The organism is Fructilactobacillus myrtifloralis (assembly GCF_024029335.1).
Taxonomy (GTDB): domain Bacteria; phylum Bacillota; class Bacilli; order Lactobacillales; family Lactobacillaceae; genus Fructilactobacillus; species Fructilactobacillus myrtifloralis.
Window position 1 is genome coordinate 99,783 of sequence record NZ_CP097116.1, and the last position, 18,554, is coordinate 118,336.

The 18,554-nt window shown below is 46.6% G+C and carries 22 protein-coding genes; 19 read left to right on the top strand and 3 right to left on the bottom strand.

Going from position 1 to position 18,554, the window contains the following annotated elements; genetic code table 11:
* Positions 1 to 320: 320 nt before the first annotated feature.
* Positions 321 to 1,490 (bottom strand): MFS transporter, encoded by a 1,170-nt coding sequence (locus M3M35_RS00505; RefSeq protein ID WP_252750086.1) that lies wholly within the window; start codon positions 1,488 to 1,490, stop codon positions 321 to 323.
* A 94-nt stretch (positions 1,491 to 1,584) separates the two neighbouring features.
* Here M3M35_RS00505 and M3M35_RS00510 point away from each other — a divergent pair, with 94 nt between their 5' ends.
* On the top strand, positions 1,585 to 3,186 hold the full coding sequence (locus M3M35_RS00510) for an ArnT family glycosyltransferase (protein ID WP_252750087.1): 1,602 nt from the start codon (positions 1,585 to 1,587) through the stop codon (positions 3,184 to 3,186).
* Between the two features lie 32 nt (positions 3,187 to 3,218).
* Here the strand turns inward: M3M35_RS00510 and M3M35_RS00515 are convergent, their stop codons facing one another.
* Positions 3,219 to 3,716 (bottom strand): DUF2507 domain-containing protein, encoded by a 498-nt coding sequence (locus M3M35_RS00515; protein WP_252750088.1) that lies wholly within the window; start codon positions 3,714 to 3,716, stop codon positions 3,219 to 3,221.
* Positions 3,717 to 3,829: 113 nt separating this feature from the next.
* On the opposite strand from M3M35_RS00515, the gene murI reads away from it, so the two are divergent.
* Both murI and M3M35_RS00525 read left to right on the top strand, forming a co-directional pair.
* Positions 3,830 to 4,645, top strand: a complete 816-nt coding sequence (gene murI, locus M3M35_RS00520; protein ID WP_252750089.1) for a glutamate racemase — start codon at positions 3,830 to 3,832, stop codon at positions 4,643 to 4,645.
* On the top strand, positions 4,635 to 5,228 hold the full coding sequence (locus tag M3M35_RS00525) for an XTP/dITP diphosphatase (protein WP_252750090.1): 594 nt from the start codon (positions 4,635 to 4,637) through the stop codon (positions 5,226 to 5,228). Before murI ends, M3M35_RS00525 begins: the two co-directional genes overlap by 11 nt.
* Before the next feature lie 38 nt (positions 5,229 to 5,266).
* On the opposite strand, the gene M3M35_RS00530 is transcribed toward M3M35_RS00525, so the two are convergent.
* On the bottom strand, positions 5,267 to 6,244 hold the full coding sequence (locus M3M35_RS00530) for a mechanosensitive ion channel family protein (RefSeq protein WP_252750091.1): 978 nt from the start codon (positions 6,242 to 6,244) through the stop codon (positions 5,267 to 5,269).
* A 153-nt stretch (positions 6,245 to 6,397) separates the two neighbouring features.
* Between M3M35_RS00530 and M3M35_RS00535 the strand changes: the two genes are divergently transcribed.
* From M3M35_RS00535 to M3M35_RS00610, 16 genes are all read left to right on the top strand, one after another.
* Complete coding sequence (locus M3M35_RS00535) at positions 6,398 to 6,817, top strand: DUF948 domain-containing protein (protein WP_252750092.1); 420 nt, start codon at positions 6,398 to 6,400, stop codon at positions 6,815 to 6,817.
* A 15-nt stretch (positions 6,818 to 6,832) separates the two neighbouring features.
* Positions 6,833 to 7,288 carry a YtxH domain-containing protein gene (locus M3M35_RS00540; RefSeq protein ID WP_252750093.1) on the top strand — a complete coding sequence of 152 codons (456 nt, stop codon included), beginning with the start codon at positions 6,833 to 6,835 and terminating at the stop codon, positions 7,286 to 7,288.
* 115 nt (positions 7,289 to 7,403) lie between these two features.
* Complete coding sequence (gene ccpA, locus M3M35_RS00545; protein ID WP_338030044.1) at positions 7,404 to 8,411, top strand: catabolite control protein A; 1,008 nt, start codon at positions 7,404 to 7,406, stop codon at positions 8,409 to 8,411.
* A gap of 70 nt (positions 8,412 to 8,481) precedes the next feature.
* Positions 8,482 to 9,219 carry a YebC/PmpR family DNA-binding transcriptional regulator gene (locus M3M35_RS00550; RefSeq protein ID WP_252750094.1) on the top strand — a complete coding sequence of 246 codons (738 nt, stop codon included), beginning with the start codon at positions 8,482 to 8,484 and terminating at the stop codon, positions 9,217 to 9,219.
* Positions 9,220 to 9,300: 81 nt separating this feature from the next.
* Positions 9,301 to 10,257, top strand: coding sequence for a competence type IV pilus ATPase ComGA (gene comGA, locus M3M35_RS00555; RefSeq protein WP_252750095.1), 957 nt, complete (start codon positions 9,301 to 9,303; stop codon positions 10,255 to 10,257).
* Positions 10,226 to 11,245 carry a type II secretion system F family protein gene (locus M3M35_RS00560; protein WP_252750096.1) on the top strand — a complete coding sequence of 340 codons (1,020 nt, stop codon included), beginning with the start codon at positions 10,226 to 10,228 and terminating at the stop codon, positions 11,243 to 11,245. The genes comGA and M3M35_RS00560 overlap by 32 nt, the downstream gene beginning before the upstream one ends.
* Complete coding sequence (gene comGC, locus M3M35_RS00565; protein ID WP_252750097.1) at positions 11,245 to 11,547, top strand: competence type IV pilus major pilin ComGC; 303 nt, start codon at positions 11,245 to 11,247, stop codon at positions 11,545 to 11,547. Before M3M35_RS00560 ends, comGC begins: the two co-directional genes overlap by 1 nt.
* Positions 11,548 to 11,587: 40 nt before the next feature.
* On the top strand, positions 11,588 to 12,004 hold the full coding sequence (locus tag M3M35_RS00570) for a hypothetical protein (protein ID WP_252750098.1): 417 nt from the start codon (positions 11,588 to 11,590) through the stop codon (positions 12,002 to 12,004).
* Positions 11,961 to 12,158 carry a type II secretion system protein gene (locus M3M35_RS00575; protein ID WP_252750099.1) on the top strand — a complete coding sequence of 66 codons (198 nt, stop codon included), beginning with the start codon at positions 11,961 to 11,963 and terminating at the stop codon, positions 12,156 to 12,158. The genes M3M35_RS00570 and M3M35_RS00575 overlap by 44 nt, the downstream gene beginning before the upstream one ends.
* Entirely contained in the window at positions 12,124 to 12,567 is a 444-nt protein-coding gene (locus tag M3M35_RS00580) for a competence type IV pilus minor pilin ComGF (RefSeq protein WP_252750100.1), read from the top strand. Before M3M35_RS00575 ends, M3M35_RS00580 begins: the two co-directional genes overlap by 35 nt.
* Positions 12,536 to 12,709: a hypothetical protein gene (locus M3M35_RS00585; protein WP_252750101.1), complete on the top strand. Its 174-nt coding sequence runs from the start codon at positions 12,536 to 12,538 to the stop codon at positions 12,707 to 12,709. The genes M3M35_RS00580 and M3M35_RS00585 overlap by 32 nt, the downstream gene beginning before the upstream one ends.
* A 66-nt stretch (positions 12,710 to 12,775) precedes the next feature.
* A complete protein-coding gene (locus M3M35_RS00590; RefSeq protein ID WP_252750102.1) occupies positions 12,776 to 13,798 on the top strand; it encodes a class I SAM-dependent methyltransferase in 1,023 nt (340 codons plus the stop codon).
* Between the two features lie 10 nt (positions 13,799 to 13,808).
* Entirely contained in the window at positions 13,809 to 15,008 is a 1,200-nt protein-coding gene (locus M3M35_RS00595) for an acetate/propionate family kinase (RefSeq protein ID WP_252750103.1), read from the top strand.
* Positions 15,009 to 15,172: 164 nt separating this feature from the next.
* Positions 15,173 to 16,510, top strand: coding sequence for an amino acid permease (locus tag M3M35_RS00600; protein WP_252750660.1), 1,338 nt, complete (start codon positions 15,173 to 15,175; stop codon positions 16,508 to 16,510).
* Between the two features lie 2 nt (positions 16,511 to 16,512).
* Entirely contained in the window at positions 16,513 to 18,018 is a 1,506-nt protein-coding gene (locus M3M35_RS00605; RefSeq protein ID WP_252750104.1) for a bifunctional metallophosphatase/5'-nucleotidase, read from the top strand.
* Positions 18,008 to 18,553, top strand: a complete 546-nt coding sequence (locus tag M3M35_RS00610) for a YutD family protein (protein WP_252750105.1) — start codon at positions 18,008 to 18,010, stop codon at positions 18,551 to 18,553. Before M3M35_RS00605 ends, M3M35_RS00610 begins: the two co-directional genes overlap by 11 nt.
* The last annotated feature ends 1 nt before the right edge of the window (position 18,554 follow it).

The window sequence follows — 18,554 nt, forward strand, 5'->3', positions numbered from 1 at the left end:
TCAAAGCCAGACTGATTAGGTAATGAACGCTTAAACCGGTTTCTCCCTCCTTTATAACAAAAAACCACCCAGAATCGAGAAGAAACTGGGTGGTTAAAAGGAGTTCTCCAAGTCCCACGACAGTTTCTTTTGTGAATCTGTGTGGACCTAAACAAGTCTTCAATGACTAGGCTTGCGCTGCATTATCCACACGTCGGCTGCGAATTACGACTAAAATGAATAATGCAATTAAGCTTGTGGCCGTGGACATCATTGGAAAGGCTCCTTTGTTTAAGATTTTTTAAAAGTATAGGCTGTTTTAAAAAAGCTGTCAACCATAATTAAGGTTTTTTTAAGAGGTGGTGCGTTAAATACCAGGTCGTGAATAAGCCACCGGCGGTTAAAGCGGCCCCACCGAACCCGAGCGCAGCCATGCCCAAACTACCGACAATGAAGCTTCCACAGGCTGATCCGACGGCGATGCCTAGGTTGCTAAAGATGGGATTGAAGGACGAAGCTAGCACCAATGATTGGGGGTAATCAGCCTCCGCAATGGACATGTAAAAAAGTTGTAACGTAGAGCCGGCCAGGTAGATGGTAAAGCCCATGATTAAGATGGCGCCCATCACCACCCAGGCAACGTTAAAGCAGAGCGACGTTAGTAGCAGGGCCACTAACTGGAGACTGTAAAATTTGAGGCTTCGTTGTAAGCCATGGTTAGCTGCTAAATTTCCACTATACTGGTTACTTAATAACGAAGCAATTCCATACAGAACTAAGAAGATGGTCACAAAGCTCAGACTGTAGCCAAAGTGGTTAGTTAAGATGGGGGTTACGTAGGTATAAACGACGTACACGCCTCCCAAATTAAAGACGGGGATTAACACACCCAGTAAAATTCGGCGATCCGTGAGAATGTGAAACTGTTCGCTAAAATGTTGTACCGGTTGTTGGCGGAGCGTACCTGGCAAGGCTAGCTCAAAGCAGCCCAAGACTAGCAGTGCCAGTCCGGCAATGAGAAGGAAAATCAGTCGCCAGCCGAACAAACCACTTAACCAGGTTCCCGCGGGAACGCCAAAGACCGATGCGATGCTGAAACCGGAAAAGACCCAGGCTACGATCCAAGCCCGCTTTGTTAGCGGGGCAATGTGGGTCGCAAAGGTAATCGTAATCGAGATCGTAATCCCAGATACGAGGGCGGTGATGATCCGACTAATGGTCAGCACCATAAAGTTCGGTGCGAGGAAAGAAAGAACGTTTCCGCAAATGAAAATTCCGAGCACGATGTTCATAACCTGTTTGAGGGGGCGTTTTCCAATTAAAAGCGATAAAATGGGAGTTGAGATGGCATAGATGAGCGCAAAAACGGTTGTTAAAAATCCGACCTGCGCAAAACTAACGTGAAAAGTATGGGCAATGTCACCTAAGACCCCAATGATGATAAATTCGCTCATCCCCAAGGTGAAGGCGATGGCAATCAGAATGAGGGTTTGGGTGCGAAATGATTTCATAAATAAAACTCCTTTGACTAAAAGTAACCGTTTATTTAGCTTAGCAAAAAATCCCCGAGGTCAAAAGCCCAAGAATGAATGAGGCGAAATAATTATGATAACGAAACCACACCACTTAGCAAGGTGGCGAGCACTCTTCCTGTTAGGCTGGAGTGCCCTTTTGATTGGAATTTTTTCGTACAGTTCTCCGCTATACGATTTTAACTACACGGGCGATAACAATAATTACCTAACGGTGGGGAAAGCCTTGATGCACGGACTAGTAACCTACCGGGACGTATTTGAACAAAAGGGTCCCTACGTTTACCTGTTGTATGGAATTGCGAGTCGGATCTCGTTTACGACCTTTTGGGGTGCGGCGCTCTTGGAGGTGCTCGGCCTCTGGCTAATTTTACTGGTAACCCAATCCTTAGCCCGCCGGTGGTTTGCATCCCGCGGAGCACTAATAATTGCCAGTGCGGCCCCCCTGTTAGTGCTGATGGAACCTTACTATAGTTACGGCGGGACCGTTGAATTTTGGGTCTATCCGGCAGTTTTGAGTGCGTTTTTAGTGGTTGTTACGGCCCAGCAGCTCCCTGATTTATCACGGTCTACGTGGTTCGGGCAGGGAATCTTAGTTGGAGTGGTGTTCTTATCTAAGTACAGCCTGCTGGGAACCTGGGTGGCGTTCTTTGGCTTTCTAACGGTGTGGTTGATGTGGCAACGGAACTGGCTGGGAATCTGGCGGATGGTGCAGGGAGCTGGAGCAGGCTTTTTGCTCAGTGTCATTCCCTGGCTATGGTATTTTACTGCCCGGCATGGCTTGTCCGCGTTTGTCCGGGTTTACTTTGTGGATAATTTGACCCTCTACAGTAAGAACCAGGGCACGCCGCTGGTAAAAATCATGCATTCCGGAGCAGCGCTCGGCCACTTTTTGGTGGTTGAGCAACCTGGATTACTGCTACTGGTCGTCGTTGGCCTAATCTGGTTGGTGCGGCGTTCAACCTTTGCAGCGCCCACAAAGTGGTTGTTAGGCACAATGATGCTGAGTGGAGCGGTCCTAGCTTTATACGGAGGCCAGTTTGGACCATATTACGACTTGGCGTACTTTCCGAGCATCCTCGTCTGTGCCATTTGGGCCCTGGTAGCAGTTAGAAACTGGAAGGGCCTTGCCAACCTGCAATTACGTAAGCTTCCGGTTAAACGAACCATGGTAGTAGCTTTAGGGGGAATCTTTGTCGGATTATTGCTGGTGAATCAGAATCCGTGGATGTCGCGCCTGGTCCCGAATAACCCTTCGGTAACGTTGCATCGCACGTCCCAGCGACAGGTTCCAGCCCAAATTCAATTCGGCCGAATCATGCGTAACGAGAGTCACGGGCGGCCGACGCTCCTCACGTTTGATTTTTTAGAAAACGGTTTTTATCTGACCTCCGGAGCGTATCCGACCGTTTATTTTTTTGAGAAAAACAACATTCCTGAGCAGAAGTTACCCGCCATGTTAGAAACGGGGGTGCGGGCGCTACGCCGCAAACAAGTCGAGTGGGTAGTGCTAGCGACTCCACCAACGGCTCACTGGGAGCAGGCCCCAAATCTACAAACTAGGGGCGGACGCGCCGGAATCAGGGCGGTGCACCAGAACTATCATTTAGTTGCGACTCATAGTCAGCTATCCCAGGGGAATCCCACGAAGTACTGGTTATTTCGGCGTAACTAAAAAGAGGTTTCTGGTGAGAAACCTCTTTTTAGTTACGATTGTTCGGGTTGCGGGAAGGTAACTGGTGGTTGGGAAGCCCGGTCAGGGGCGGGTTGGTTCGGATCAGACACCACGGTAATGGCGATGGAACCATTTAGTTTCTTTTTGGCCTCGGCCTCAGAGACCCACCCGCGACTTTGTTCCTGAGTTTGGGCGAGGAACCCGGTTTCCAACATAAAATCGCAGTCCTTATTCATTTTTAAGCGCGTGGTTACCACGGGACCACTGAGATTCCAGACCGTTTTTTGCTCTGTAGCGGTCTGCTGGGTTAAGGTGCCCCACTGGTTAGCGGCAAAAAAGGCGGGTAAATCATCCGGGGTCACCGGCAACTTAAGGGCTAGATTTTTACCGGCCCAGTATAAAATATCTCCAAGATCATCCTGTAAGAGATCGGGGAGGAGTTCGTCGCGCAAAATAAAGCTGTTCCAGCCATTTAAATCGGGGACGAGCGCTTGGTACTTATTAAAATCACTCTGGTTCTGTTTACTCATAAAGTTAGGTGCTCCAATCCAAAAATACTTCGGCTTTCATTCTATCACATGGACCAAGTGAAAAAGAATTATTTAGATATAGTATAATAGGTTTAACGAAAGGGGAAATTAAAATGAACTCAGCGCCACTTGCTTTTATGGATTCCGGCGTCGGGGGGTTAACCATTTTAAAACCAGCGATGGCGCGGTTACCAAGTGAGAGTACGTTGTTTTTTGGTGACGAAGCGCATCTTCCGTACGGTGAGAAACAACCGCAGCAGGTGATTGATTATTCACTAGCCATCGGTCGTTTTTTTGCTGCCCGCCACGCTAAAATGATGATTATCGCCTGTAATACCGCCTCAGCCTTAGCTCTACCAACGTTACAAACCCAGTTACCATTTCCAGTGCTCGGAGTGGTGGAACCGGGAAGCCAAACGGCCGTGCAAGCGAGTTCCAATCACAAGATTGGAGTAATTGCGACGCGAGCAACCGTGACCAGTCATGCTTACCGTGATGCTATTAACCAGTTGGACCCAGTGGCAGAGGTAGTTGAAGTAGCTTGTCCAACCTTTATTCCGTTAGTAGAAAAGGGCCAGTACAGCGGGCAAGCGGTTCGGGATTTGATTGCAGCTGGGTTGCAACCCCTCCAAGGGAGCGGGATTGATACACTTGTGTTGGGATGTACGCACTTTCCGATCATTCAGGATTTGATCCAGGCGGAACTTGGACCGAAGGTAACCCTCGTTGATCCTGGAGCTGCGACCATTGAGCAAGCCACTCAGTGGTTAACTGAGCATGAGCAGCTGGCTGGGAACCAAACCCCGTACCATGATTACTATACTTCTAGTGATCCCGCTCACTTCCAACGGGTGGGATCAGAATGGCTAAAACGAAAGGTGGAAGCTCAGTTGGTAACGCCAAACCAACTAACTCAAGATGACCAATAACAAAGAAATTGTAATTGCCTCTGGCAATCAAAATAAGATTCGGGAATTTACAGAAATGTTGGCGCCGTTGGGCTTTCAGGTCAAGTCTATCGCTGATTTTACGGAGTTGCCTGACATTGACGAAACCGGAACCAGTTTTGAGGAAAACGCGACCATTAAAGCACAAACGGTGGCCCAAGCGTTACAGGTGCCAGTGCTGGCCGATGATTCTGGTCTAGTGGTTCCCGCCATTAACGGCGAACCGGGGATTTATTCCGCGCGCTATGCCGGTGATCATGATGATGCGGCCAATAATCGAAAGTTACTTCAGCGGTTACAGCGCTCAGATGATCGCAATGCATACTTTCACACCTCCCTGGTGGTGATGAAGCCAACTGGAGAGAAGTTGCACGTCACGGGTATTGTATCCGGTGAAATCTTAACCGCGCCACGGGGGCAGAATGGCTTTGGGTATGATCCGTTATTTTACGTGCCCGCGTTAAATAAGACCCTCGCAGAACTAACGGATGACGAAAAGAATCAGGTCAGTCACCGGGGGCGAGCTTTAGAAAAGTTGCAACAAGTCCTGACGGATTGGTGGTAAAAAAGAAGCACAACCATGAATTGGTTGTGCTTCTTTTTTTATTTCATTTTGAAAGGCGTAGCAGTTGCTTGTGAAGAAGCTGGTGGGGTTGGTTTCTTCGGTGGTTGTACGGTTTGCGGTGAGAGGGGCAGCTCGATGCCCGCTTGTTGCAGGGCAGTTAGGTAGGCTTGGAGATAATCAGCTTGGACGTTATCCTCACTGCCACTTTTACAAGTAATGCAAGCCTGGACAGCCAGGGAACCATCGGCAAGGTAGACGGTCCCAAAGACCAAAGGATCACCAATCACATTGTGATCTTTACCGGCCTTGTCTTCGTTAACCTGGTCCATGATTGTTTCAATTTTTTTAATCGGAGCATCGGGCGTAATCCGGATGTCAATCAGGGTAGTTAAGTTTCCCCGGGAGAGATTGGCGATACTGGTAATGTTGCGGTTGGGAATGAAATTGAGCGTTCCATCAGCGCTCCGAATCTGGGTAGTGCGAAGCCCCACGGCACTCACAAACCCGTTAATGGCATTGATAGTTACGTGTTCACCGACCTCAATTTGTCGTTCTGACAAAATGAAGAAGCCGCTGACGATGTCACTCACAAATCCTTGGGCGCCGAGCCCAATTGCTAAACTGAAGATCCCCGCGCCGGCAATTAACGTTCCCACCGGAATTCCCATTACCGATAAGATCGAATAGAGCCAGAAGAAAATAATCACATAGTTGTACGCATTTTGGAGCAGACTATAGATGGTTTTACTCCGCTTGCGTCCTGATGACTTGGCGGGATCGGGATGCTGGGCTTTTTTAACGTCGGCATGGTGAAAAATGTGGTAAATAATACTTCTTCCCACCCGAGCAATAATCAAGAAGAGCAGTGAGAGAAGCACGATGGTGATTACTTTGGAAGTTAGTGTTGCTAAAATTTGATCCCAATTAAAACTATTAAGATAGTTGTTGATAAAATTATTGTTAGTGTAGTGCACCAACTGACTGTTATTTTGTTGCATTAAGACTGGGATTTTCATAGTGATCCTCATTTCTATTTAGGTTATTGTCCCATTTTAGCAAAAAACGGGCCCGAAATTAAAGATTGGCGATGGTTAAAATCGGTTTAAGATTGTTTTAAATTATGATTAATGCTATTCTTAACCTGTTAGAAACCATCTAGGAGGTAAATTATGACAATTGGAGGAATTGCAGCTTTGATCGCTGCTTTAGCATTTTTGCTGTTAGTAATCTTTTTATGCGTTACCTTGGTCCATGTTGTGAAGGTATTGGATGGCGTTTCACAGAACTTAGAAAAAGTGACGGGTGACATTAACGCCCTTAGCCACCAAACCGATGAATTGTTAGGCACTGTCAATGCCAAAATCAACCAAGTTGATCCTGTTTTTCAGGCGGCTGCTGACATTGGCACGACAGTTTCAGACGTGAACAACGGGACACGGAAAGCGGTTGAAAACTTGAAAAAGCGGGTGGAATTAGTTACCAAAACGTCTGTGTTTAGCATTGCGACTAACCAAATTTCCAAGCGTTTTTCCAAAGCAAAGCGGAAAAAACAAAATAAAACCAGCCAACCAGCGAAAACGAAGGCTTAATATAGGAGAAAAGTTATGGACATGAAAAAAGGATTATTGCTCGGGGGCTTATTAGGTGGCGCAGCTGCTTACTTGGCCTTTCGGACTTTAGATGCTGAACAACAACAAGCTCTTCGCAACCGGGTCTTAGAATCAGCTGAAGACGCTAAGGATCGGGCCGTTGACTATGCTTACTACGCCGCCGATACTTTAGCCGATGCTAAGGACATGGTAAGTGATAAGGTGGATGATTATCGGGATTCGTTAAACGATACCTCGGTCAAAGTTAGTGATAAGTTGAACGACTTAAAGGATGATTTGAGTCAACTGCAAGAATACCTAAACGTACTACCATTAACCAAGCAACAATTGGCTGATGAAGAAAAAGACGACGAAGCGGACGACATTACCGTTGATATGGACGATGCTTTTAGTCCGAAAAATGATGGTGATGATCCTGTGGTTCCACCCCACGCTGATCACCGTAAATAAGCGCACCCCAAAAGGCTCCGGTAGGGAGCTTTTTTTGTGACTAAAATCTTGAATGAAACCGGTTTCTTTGGTATCGTAGTAGTATCGCGATCCAATTTAGAAATGAGGGAGTGCTGTGAAAAAGAAACAAACGGTGACTATTTATGATGTGGCCCGTGAAGCCCATGTTTCGATGGCAACGGTGTCACGAGTGGTTAACCATAATCACAACGTTAAACCGGCCACCGAACAGAAGGTCATGGAAGTTGTGAAGCGGCTTAACTACCGCCCGAATGACGTGGCACGGGGGTTAGCTAGTAAGAAAACCACTACGGTGGGGGTAATTATTCCAAACGTCACCAATTCGTATTTTGCGGCCCTCGCGCGTGGGATTGATGACATCGCCGAAATGTATCAGTACAACATCATCCTGACTAATTCCGATGGTGACGAGCAAAAGGAAGTCAAAGCACTAAATACCCTATATTCTAAACAAGTGGATGGGATCATTTTCATGGGTCATGAATTGTGCCCAGCGGTGCGGGCGGAATTTGAAGCCGAACGCATTCCTGTCGTACTAGCAGGATCGGTTGATCAAGACAATGAATTTCCCAATGTCAACATTGATTACCAGGCGGCCGTTCATAATCAGGTAAGTAATTTATTGGCCAGTGGAAACCAGCGGATTGCCTTTGTGGCCGGAGAACTGGATCGGTCGATTAATCGAGACTTTCGAATTCCGGGTTACCAGACGGCTCTGGCTGCGCATCAGCAACCGATTGCACCCGAGTTGTTATTTGAAGCTGGTGATTATGACGAAGGATATGCCCTCTGTGATGATTTAGTTGCAAATCAGGTTACGGCGGCCATGGTGAGCAATGATGAAGCGGCGGCCGGAATTATGAACGGAATGAATGACCGGGGAATCACGGTACCGGAGCAGTTTGAGGTGGCCACGAGCGATAACACGAAGTTAACCGAAATGACCCGGCCCACGTTGTCGACGATTACCCAGCCGCTGTATGACGTGGGGGCCGTGGCAATGCGGTTATTGACGAAGCTCATGGACAACGAGGTCGTGGAGCAAAAACAAGTCTTATTACCATTTGGACTGAAGCAACGGGGCTCTACTAAAGCCTCCTAATTTGCTTGTAACGGTAGTTGTTGCTATAATTAAAGGTGTTAATTTCGAATCAAGAAAGGAGTGCTGTAGGATGTCAGGACATTCAAAATGGCATAACATTCAAGGGCGGAAAAACGCTCAAGATGCTAAAAGAGGAAAGATTTTCCAAAAGATTTCTAGAAATTTGTATCAAGCCGCTAAGGCGGGTGGCGTTGACCCTGATGGCAATCCCCAGTTACGGTTAGAGCTGGAAAAAGCCCGGGCAGCTAACATGCCAAAGGATAACGTCCAACGAGCTCTCGATAAAGCTTCTGGAGTCGGAGGCGCTAAGTTTGAGGAAGTTACGTACGAAGGTTACGGACCAGGGGGAACGGCTGTCATGGTTTCTACCCTGACTGATAACAAAAACCGGACGGCTTCCGCAGTTCGGTCCGCCTTTTCCCACCATGGTGGGTCACTCGGAACGAATGGTTCCGTTTCATACATGTTTGACCGGAAAGGTTACATTGTAATCCTGCGGGACCAAACCGATGACGATGAAGATACCATGTTATTGGCGGCCCTTGATGCGGGAGCTGATGACATGAAGGCTACTGATGATGAGTACCAAATCTTTACCGAACCAGGTAACATGGCAGCGGTTCGGGATGCCTTACAAGAAGCTGGTTATCAATTAGATAACTCTGAAGTTCGGCTGTTCCCGCAAACGACGACGGAAGTGCCAGAGGATAAGGTTTCTCAATACACCGGTTTAATTGATGAACTGTCTGACAATGATGACGTTCAAGACGTGTATGAAGCAGCCGTTTTACCAGAAGACGTTAAATAAATAATTATTTAAGAAAAAGTCGCAATCTGAATGAAGATTGCGGCTTTTTTGCGTATTTAGGGGCAAAGGATGTGAAACGGGATGGAAATCAAACAGTTATTTCACGAAATTATGACCTTGGCGTTGGCCAAACAGGCTTCCGATGTCTATTTTTTGCCCAAACGCGATAATTATGAGGTTAAGATGCACACGTTACAAGGAGCATTACAGCTTTCAAATTTAGACAATGAGACCGCGCGCCGGCTCTTAACCTACTGTAAATACCGGGGTGGGTTATCGATTGCAGAACGCCGGCGCCCGCAGCTGGGTTCCTTAGACCTGCCGGTGGACAAGCAGCTCATTCGACTCCGTTTAGCAACCGTTGGTAGTTTTAACCAACAAGAAGCGCTTGTGCTCCGGATTATTTACGATGGTCAAGCGCACCATTGTCAGTTCTTTAACCCGGAGGTGCTGCCCCAGTTAAAGCGGTTGACCAGCTCCCGGGGCTTATTCCTATTTGCCGGACCAACGGGATCGGGGAAGACGACAACCATTTACGAGTTGGCCCGTTCTCTGCCGGAAACCGAAATGGTGATGGCGATTGAAGATCCAGTTGAAATTTTTGAAGAACGCTTTTTGCAGTTGGAAGTAAACGACGCAGCGGGAATGAGTTATGGGCAGCTTCTAAAAGTCGGGTTACGGCAGCGGCCCGATGTTTTCATCATCGGTGAAATTCGGGATCGAAAAACCGCCCAAATTGCGATTCGCGCCGCATTATCCGGACACTTAGTGTTAAGTACCATTCACGCGCAGAACCTCGCCGGGATTAAAGCGCGCTTGTTGGATTTAAAGGTGAGTGAGGACCAGTATCAAGCGGCCCTCACCGCCGTGGTTTACCAACGTCTCTTGCCGACTTGTAACCAAGAAACCCGGGCCTTATTAGCCTGGCAGTCCCAACCAGCGCCCCAAAGCGGGAGTAGCTGGGAACTAGAATTGAACCGGATCCAAAAACAGGGGATGATTACCAATGAATGTTATGAAGCGTTTAAGCAGGGTTAAACCAGATGCAATGCCACTTCGCCAGCAGGCAGCTTTCTTTGGCTCGTTATCGGAGTTGATTCACAACGGGTTTTCCTTGGCCGCTAGTTTAGACTTTATTGCTACAACGGCTCCTGAAAATACGTTAGTCGTAACTCGAATTCAACGGAATTTAGAGGCAGGAACGCCCCTTTCGCAAGCCATGCAGTTTTTTCTGGCGGCTGATTTATACCAACAATTACGGATTGCTGAAGAACATGGCGATGTCATCACGGGGATGTTGGACATTAGTCGTTTCATTCAACTAACGGTGCAACAACGGCAAAAATTAAAAGCACTGGCGGTTTACCCACTGTGTTTATTGGGGTTGTTAGTAACCATGATGCTAATCATTAAACTCGTGATTATGCCCCAAACGGCAAGTTTACTGCCGACCACGCCGCAGCAATCACATTTGGACGGGTACCTGCTGATTGGTGCGGGATTAGTGATTAGCCTCAGTCTAGGGTTAGGTGTGCTGATTAAAACGAAGCGCGGAATTCAACGCGCGGAATTTTTAATTCGCTTGCCACTGGTGGGCAAGTTATTTCGGCATTATTACCAATATTACTTAGCCAGTAATTTAGCGTTAATGCTAAAAAATGGCCTGGATTTACAACAAATTATTACCGTGTTTCGTCAGTTTGCGCCCCACAGTTTACTCCAGGAGGTGGGCACCCTAACCGAACGCTCCATTCAAACCGGTACTGGCTTACTAGCCAGCTTACGCCATTACCACTTTGTGGCGCCTGAAATGATTGCTTTTTTAGAAAACGGAAGTGAACAGCGCACGGCTGGGCAAAATTTACTGGCCCTTAGTGAACTCTATTTTCAACGGTTAATGCGAAGTTCGGAAATGCTGATCAAATTAGTCCAACCGGGCGCGTTTTTATTAATTGGATTGTTAATCTTTTTAACTTACCTGCAAATGTTGTTACCAATGTATCAAGCAATGAAGGGAATTTATTGATGAGAAACCGCAGAAAAGGCTTTACCTTGATTGAAATGACGATTGTTTTATTCATTATTTCATTGTTGATTTTGATCATTATTCCGAACCTCGGGAGTCAAAAAAATCACGCCCGTTCGGTACATGGTTCGGCCATGACGACCATGGTGCAAACACAAATTGATTCATATGGAGACGAAGAACATGATAACAACGTGACGTTTGCTAAGTTAGTCGAACACCGCTACTTGACCAACAAACAGGTGCAACAAGCCCGTGCCGAAAACATTTATATCGAGGGAAATCATGCCTATCAAAACTAGTCGGCGCGGATTTACCCTACTCGAAAGTTTGCTTGTCTTAATGCTTACCACGCTCACCATGGTGACGTTGACGGTTGGAGTTCGGTGGTTTAACGAAAATCGGACCACGGAAACGGCGTTTTGGCATGATTTTGCTAATACGTGGAACCGAACGCTGGTCCTAGCACGGCAACGACAGGTTTCTGCTACGGTCTTTTTTGTGCCGCACGATCAAGTGGTGTTTACCAGTTTCAATCATGGGAGGCAGTACCGCAAAACGATTAAGTTACCACCAGGTCTGAGTCCCGTCCGTTGGTATGAAGTTAAAATTACGGATCAAGGGTACGTGAAGCCCCAGACATTGCGGTGGTTATCAACGACAAGCCAAACTGAAATTTGGCAGAAATTTCAACTGGGATGGGGGAGTTATGTGAATGAAATTCGGAAAATGGAACCGCAAAGCGTTCACCATCGCTGATGCACTGGTGGGGCTCATCATCATTTGTAGTGGCAGTTTGTTTTACTTTGAAACCAATCAGTTGCTACAGACCCGAACGCATCAGTGCGATGTGCAGTTACAGCAAGTTCGGAGGGACTATGAACAACAGATGGCAAGTAAAATTAATGCCTAGCCGGGCGGGCTTTACGCTGGTAGAAACCGTTGTGGCACTCGGTTTAATCGCCCTTGGCCTGAGTTTAATGTTACTAACTACGAACGGAATGCGCCACACAGTTAACACCCAAAATCAGCAGTTACAGTTTTACCGGTTTGTTGATGTGATTGAGTCCCATCACTTTAAATTTAAGGTAGCGCAGTGTAGTCCGAACGAAATCAAGTTGGTGAGCCAGGCCGAACACCAAGATTACTACCTCATCAATGCCCAGGGAACCGTGAAGCTACGAACCAGTCAGGGTGGTTACATGCCGTTATTAATGAACGTGCAGCGAACTGAGTTTTCGTTGCAAAAACAGTGGTTAGTAATGAAGGTCTTATTAGGAGGAAAATGGTATGAAGCCCATGCCCAGTTGGCGTCAGGGTAATTTAACGTTTATTGCCACTTGCTTTTTAGTGTTTGTAGTAACGATTGTTTTGTACCAACTACAAATGACGAATATGTACATTGAGAGTAATCAGAGTCGGGTCGCTTATTACCAGCACCAAATCAAGATTACCCACGGTTAATCTTGAAAAGAACAGGGGGATTCGGTACTATGTTCATAGGTATAAGCCACTAAAGGAGCTGATTACGTGACGGAAGAACAAATTACGAAGTTATTTCAAGTCTTTGATCAGTCAGCGGAATTGTTGCAACAGGCTTTGGATACTTCGTATCTAGATGCTTTCATTGAAACGGCTGATAATATGATTGATGATAATCGAGTGCGGGTTGAGGATGGAGTGCCCACCCCGCCGGTTGTTACTAAACTGACGAATTTATATCAGCAGGTTGATTATCACCAAATTGATGCGAACTCCATTAGAAAAGCCATTCAAATGGTGATGATTAAAGCGATTAAAGTTGATCAAATCCAAGCAATTCACCAAATTACCCCGGACACAATTGCCTATACAATGGGGTATCTAGCGATTCGGTTGGTGAAACCCCTTCAACAGGTTCGCCTGCTAGATCCAGCGGTGGGGTCTGCTAATTTGTTAACGGCCGTAATGAATCAGTTACAAGATGAAGCACATGAGCAGGTGGCTGGTGTGGGAATTGATAATGACGATTCACTAATTTCAGTTGCTAGTATTAGTACTCAGATGCAGGGGTTAGATGTTGAGTTAGTGCACCAGGATGCGCTTGATGACCTACCGATCGCACCGGTTAATCTGGTTGTTTCCGATCTCCCAATTGGATACTATCCCGTTGATGACCGGGCGTCTCAGTATTTAACTAGGGCAGCTTCTGGACATTCTTATGTTCATCACTTATTGATTGAACAGGCGGTTAATCACTTAGAACCGGGTGGCTTTGGGATCTTTTTAGTGCCGAGTGACTTGTTTCAAAGTCCGGAAACTAAGGGTCTGTTAAAATGGATGCAAGATCACGTTTACCTGCAGGGAATTTTAAATCTGCCAGGCGAACTCTTTCAAAATGAAGTTGCGCAAAAGGCGATTATGATTGTCCAAAAGCAGGGAGCTGGAGCGCACCAAGCAAGTCAAGTAATGCTGGGAGAATTCCCATCCTTCAAGGATCCCGATGCATTTCAGAAGTTTTTAGCAGAAGTGGTTGAGTGGGAAGAGCACGAGTTCTTACCTGAGCATAAATAAGGAGATTATGATGAGTAAAATTATTGCCGTTAACGCTGGAAGTTCTACGTTAAAGTTCAAGCTATTTGAGATGCCAGCCGAACAAGTCTTAGCAGAAGGGGTCATTGAAAGAATTGGCTTACCGGATGCCCACGTTGAAATTAAGTACGGGGATGGACAAAAGTACGATCAAGTGACAAAGGTTGCTGATCACGAGGCGGCCATCCAAATCTTGTTAGATCAACTCTTAGACCTTGATATTATTAAAGATTACAACGAAATTAACGGAGTTGGTCATCGAGTGGTGGCCGGGGGTGAATACTTTGATCACTCCGTGGTAATTACACCAGATGTCTTGAAAAAAATGGAAAGCTTAAGTGAATTAGCTCCGTTACATGAACCTGCCAACGTTTTAGGAATTAAAGCCTTTCAAAAGGTCCTTCCGAACGTGATTAGTGTTGCAGTCTTTGATACTGCTTTCCACGCTACGCTTCCAGAGCAGAACTATCTTTACAGTTTGCCATATGAATACTATGAAAAGTATGGAGCTCGAAAATACGGGTTCCACGGGATTAGTTACCGCTATGTTTCGCGGCGTGCTGCTGAAATTCTGGGCAAGCCGGTTGAAGATTTGAAGCTAATCGTGATGCACCTTGGGGCTGGAGCTTCCATCTGTGCCGTTAAGGGTGGTCAATCATACGATACGTCAATGGGCTTTACGCCGGTTACAGGGGTGACGATGGCAACCCGGTCTGGTGACGTTGATCCGTCATTATTGGCTTACGTAATGCAAAAAGAAGGCATGTCTGATATTAATGAGATGATTGACGTTCTAAACAAGAAATCGGGATTATTAGGGATTTCCGGAGTCTCAGCTGACATGCGGGACGTTGAAGCAGCGCAAGCCGATAACCACCGGGCTAAAGTGGCACGCGAAATCTACATTAACCGGATTGTCCGCTACATCGGTGCTTACCTTGCTGAATTGGGTGGTGCAGACGCGATTGTCTTCACTGCTGGAGTCGGCGAAAACAGTATTACGGTTCGTCAAGAAGTTACCGACCAACTCCACTACTTCGGAATTGGGGTTGATCCGGAAAAGAACAATGTTCGTGGTGTAGAACGGGACCTTAGTGCTCCAGATTCTAAGATTAAAACGTTATTAGTACCAACTAACGAAGAACTCATGATTGTGCGTGACGTAGTTGAACTAGCTAACGAGCAAAAGTAGGTTAGTGACAAATAGAGCACTGTTAAAAAGGAGAAATTCCACCCGGAATTTCTCCTTTTTGATTTAGACAGATGTTCATGAATCGTGTATAATCGAGTTAATTATGAGTTTCACTAGACGAAGGGGTGTCAGTCGTGAGTAAAGATTCGCAAGCAGCTCCAGAAATGAACCGGGGCTTAAAAAGTCGACATGTGCAGTTAATTGCGCTGGGGGGAACCATTGGAACTGGACTGTTCCTTGGGGCTGGAAAGTCAATTCATTCCGCTGGCCCCTCGTTAATTCTGGCTTACTTAATTGCCGGGATGGCCTGTTTCTTCTTGATGCGGGCGTTGGGGGAATTATTATTATCCAACACGAACAGCGTCTCCTTTATTGATTTTATTCAACAATATTTAGGGCCGAAAACGGGATTTGTGGCCGGATGGACTTACCTGGTCTGTTGGATTACGATTGCGATGGCGGAAGTTACCGCAGCGGGATTATACATGCAGTTCTGGTATCCCAAGTTGCCGATTTGGGTAACCGGGTTGTTCCTGCTGGTGATTTTATTTTTAATGAATTCCATCACCGTTTCGGCCTTTGGGGAGACCGAGTTCTGGTTTGCCATCATTAAAGTGGTTGCAATCCTGCTCTTAATCTTAACGGGGGTCGTACTGGTGGCAATTCACTACAAAACACCAGTCGGCTATGCGTCTGTCTCGAACTTGACCAATGGCAGTTTCTTTCCGAACGGATTAAAGGGATTCTTCCTATCCTTTCAAATGGTGGTCTTTAGTTTCGTCGGGGTGGAAATGATTGGGATGACGGCCTCTGAGACTAAAGATCCGAAAACAATCATTCCCAAGTGTATTAACGACGTCCCGGTGCGAATCATTCTCTTCTACGTTGGTTCGTTGATTGCCTTAATGTGTATCTTCCCATGGCAATACGTTTCACCATCGTCAAGTCCCTTTGTACAGGTCTTTCAGGGACTCGGCATCAAACCAGCCGCAGCCATTATTAACTTTGTGGTATTAACCGCCGCTGCGTCATCGTGTAACAGTGCCATCTTTACTACAGGACGGATGCTATACTCGTTAACCCAGGGATCTGAAAACAAACTCGGAAAGCAACTCGGGAAGTTATCCCACCGTGGCTTACCGACCAACGCGATTTTCTTTTCCACGGTCATGATTGGCTTATCCGTAATTTTGGATATCATTGTACCAAGCGGAATTTTTGATTTTATCTCAAGTGTTGCCACGACCTGCTTCCTGTTCATCTGGTCGTTAATTGTCCTGGCCCACTATCGGTATCGAAACCAACTAACGCAGGTTGAAACCAGCGAGCTGACGTTTAAGATGCCGTTCTTCCCGTACGCGGACTTCTTTACCATTTTCTTCATGATCTTTGTGGCCATTATCTTAGTATTTCAAATGCAAACACTGATTGCGCTCGTCGGATCAGTAGTCTGGTTAGTCGGTCTCTATTTATTTGATTTTTACCGAACTAAAACTGCTTAACAATGCTGAACCCGTCTGTTTCTGTGGAAACGGACGGGTTTTTAGCTGCAAATGAGCACAACATCAATGGTAAAATAAAATTAGGATTAAAACTAACGATTAGAGGTAAACAAGTGAAAACAAAAGTTGCCATTTTACACACGAATGATTTACATTCCCACTTTGAAAATTTTCCTCAAATTATCCAGTTGATGCACGACCGCACCCAGGAACTGGAACGGGACGGATACACGGTGCTTCGGGTTGACGATGGGGATGCCATTGATCGGTTTGAACCGCTAACGGATGCTACGAGTGGGCAGGCTAACATTGAATTATTAAATCAAATTCATTATCATGCCGCTACGATTGGCAATAACGAGGCGTTAACCACGTCGCATCAAGAACTAAGTCAGTTATACCAACAAGCTAATTTCCCGATTGTCTTAGATAACGTTTTAGACCGCACCACCAGTCAGGCTCCGGACTGGACGAAGCCCTATGTAGATTACCAACTCAAGGATCAGACGCGTGTCCGGTTTATGGGGTTGACGTTTCCATATCCGACCTTTCGCTTTATGGGATGGCAAGCTGAACCGGTGGTACCAACCATTCAACGGTGTTTACACGACTGGCAGGGCCAATACGATGTGTTAGTGCTTCTGTCCCACCTGGGGATTAATCAGGATCGCCACGTTGCCGATCAGTTCCCAGAAATTGATGTTTTGGTGGGTGGTCACACCCATCACTTACTACCCCACGGAGAACTGCGCAATCACACGCTGCTAACCGCGGCAGAGAAGTGGGGCCACTATGTGGGAGAAATTAAGCTGGAAATCAGCGACCATCACGTCGTCCACCAGACGGCTCGGGTTCTACCGATTCCTGCTTTGCAACCAGAGAGCCCGGCTGCCGAAACGGTTGCCAAGTGGCGGCGTCATGGCCGTGAATTGTTAGCGAAGCAAGAAATTGCAGAGTTGCCGGCTCCGGTGCCCACGTCCTTTACGGATGATAATCCCCTGATTCAGCTGGGCTTAAAGGCGGTTCAGGAAAGCATTGGGGTTGATGCGGCAGTGTTAAATACCGGATTATTTTTACGTGATTTGCCGGCGGGAACTGTGAACATGGAACAAATTCAAAGCATTTTACCCCACAACATTCATGTAATGAAGACCACGCTTTCAGGATATGATTTGTGGCGGCTAATGAAAGAGATGCAGAAAAACCGAAATTTCTTGATTCCATTTCCCCAAAAGGGAATGGGCTTTCGGGGCTCGCAGTTCGGCTTGTTGGTTGCTGCCGGAGTCCATTTTAATGAGCACCACCAGTTAATGTGGCACGATCACCTCGTCAATCCTGACCAAGAATATACAATTGGACTTTTGGATCACTATCAATTTATCCCGTTTTTTCCGACGATTGACATTGTGGGGAAAAATCACATTTACTTTGAACTTACATTAAAAACGGTGTTGGCGAACTACCTAGCTCGTCACTATCCGATTCAAGGAGGAACACATGGATCATAGTCAGATTGAGGCGTTAATTGCCGAACGCAAGGCCGAGCGCACGGCGTATGCAGAAATTCAACGGGTGGATGCAGACACGTTAAACATCAACGGCCACGTCTACGTAATTGATACCAACGTTCAGGACGCCTTTGACCTCGGGGAATTTAGTAACCAATTCAATCCGGTGTTTACCCATTATGACTACATTGTGGGAGATTGGGGGTACGGTCAGCTCCGCCTCAAAGGCTTTTATCGGGATGATCGCAACGTTGCCGAAGAGTTACGGTACCGGTCCATTCAGGACTATTTGTTAGAGACTGCCAATTTGGGTGCTAGCTACTTTATTGTGAAGAATTTAGAGCCCGTCGCTCGCCCGGTCGGCGCTAAAGCTAGTTTTACGGCCTCAGCGACGCGCGCAGACAAAAAGAAAAATCATGCTAAACGCAAGCGGACCGGGAGACCCCGGCATCAAACTCGCCCGGGTAAGGCAGCCAAGTCCGGTCCAACGAAACGCAAGCGGCAATTTACAATTCGGCAAAAAAGTGAGGACTAAC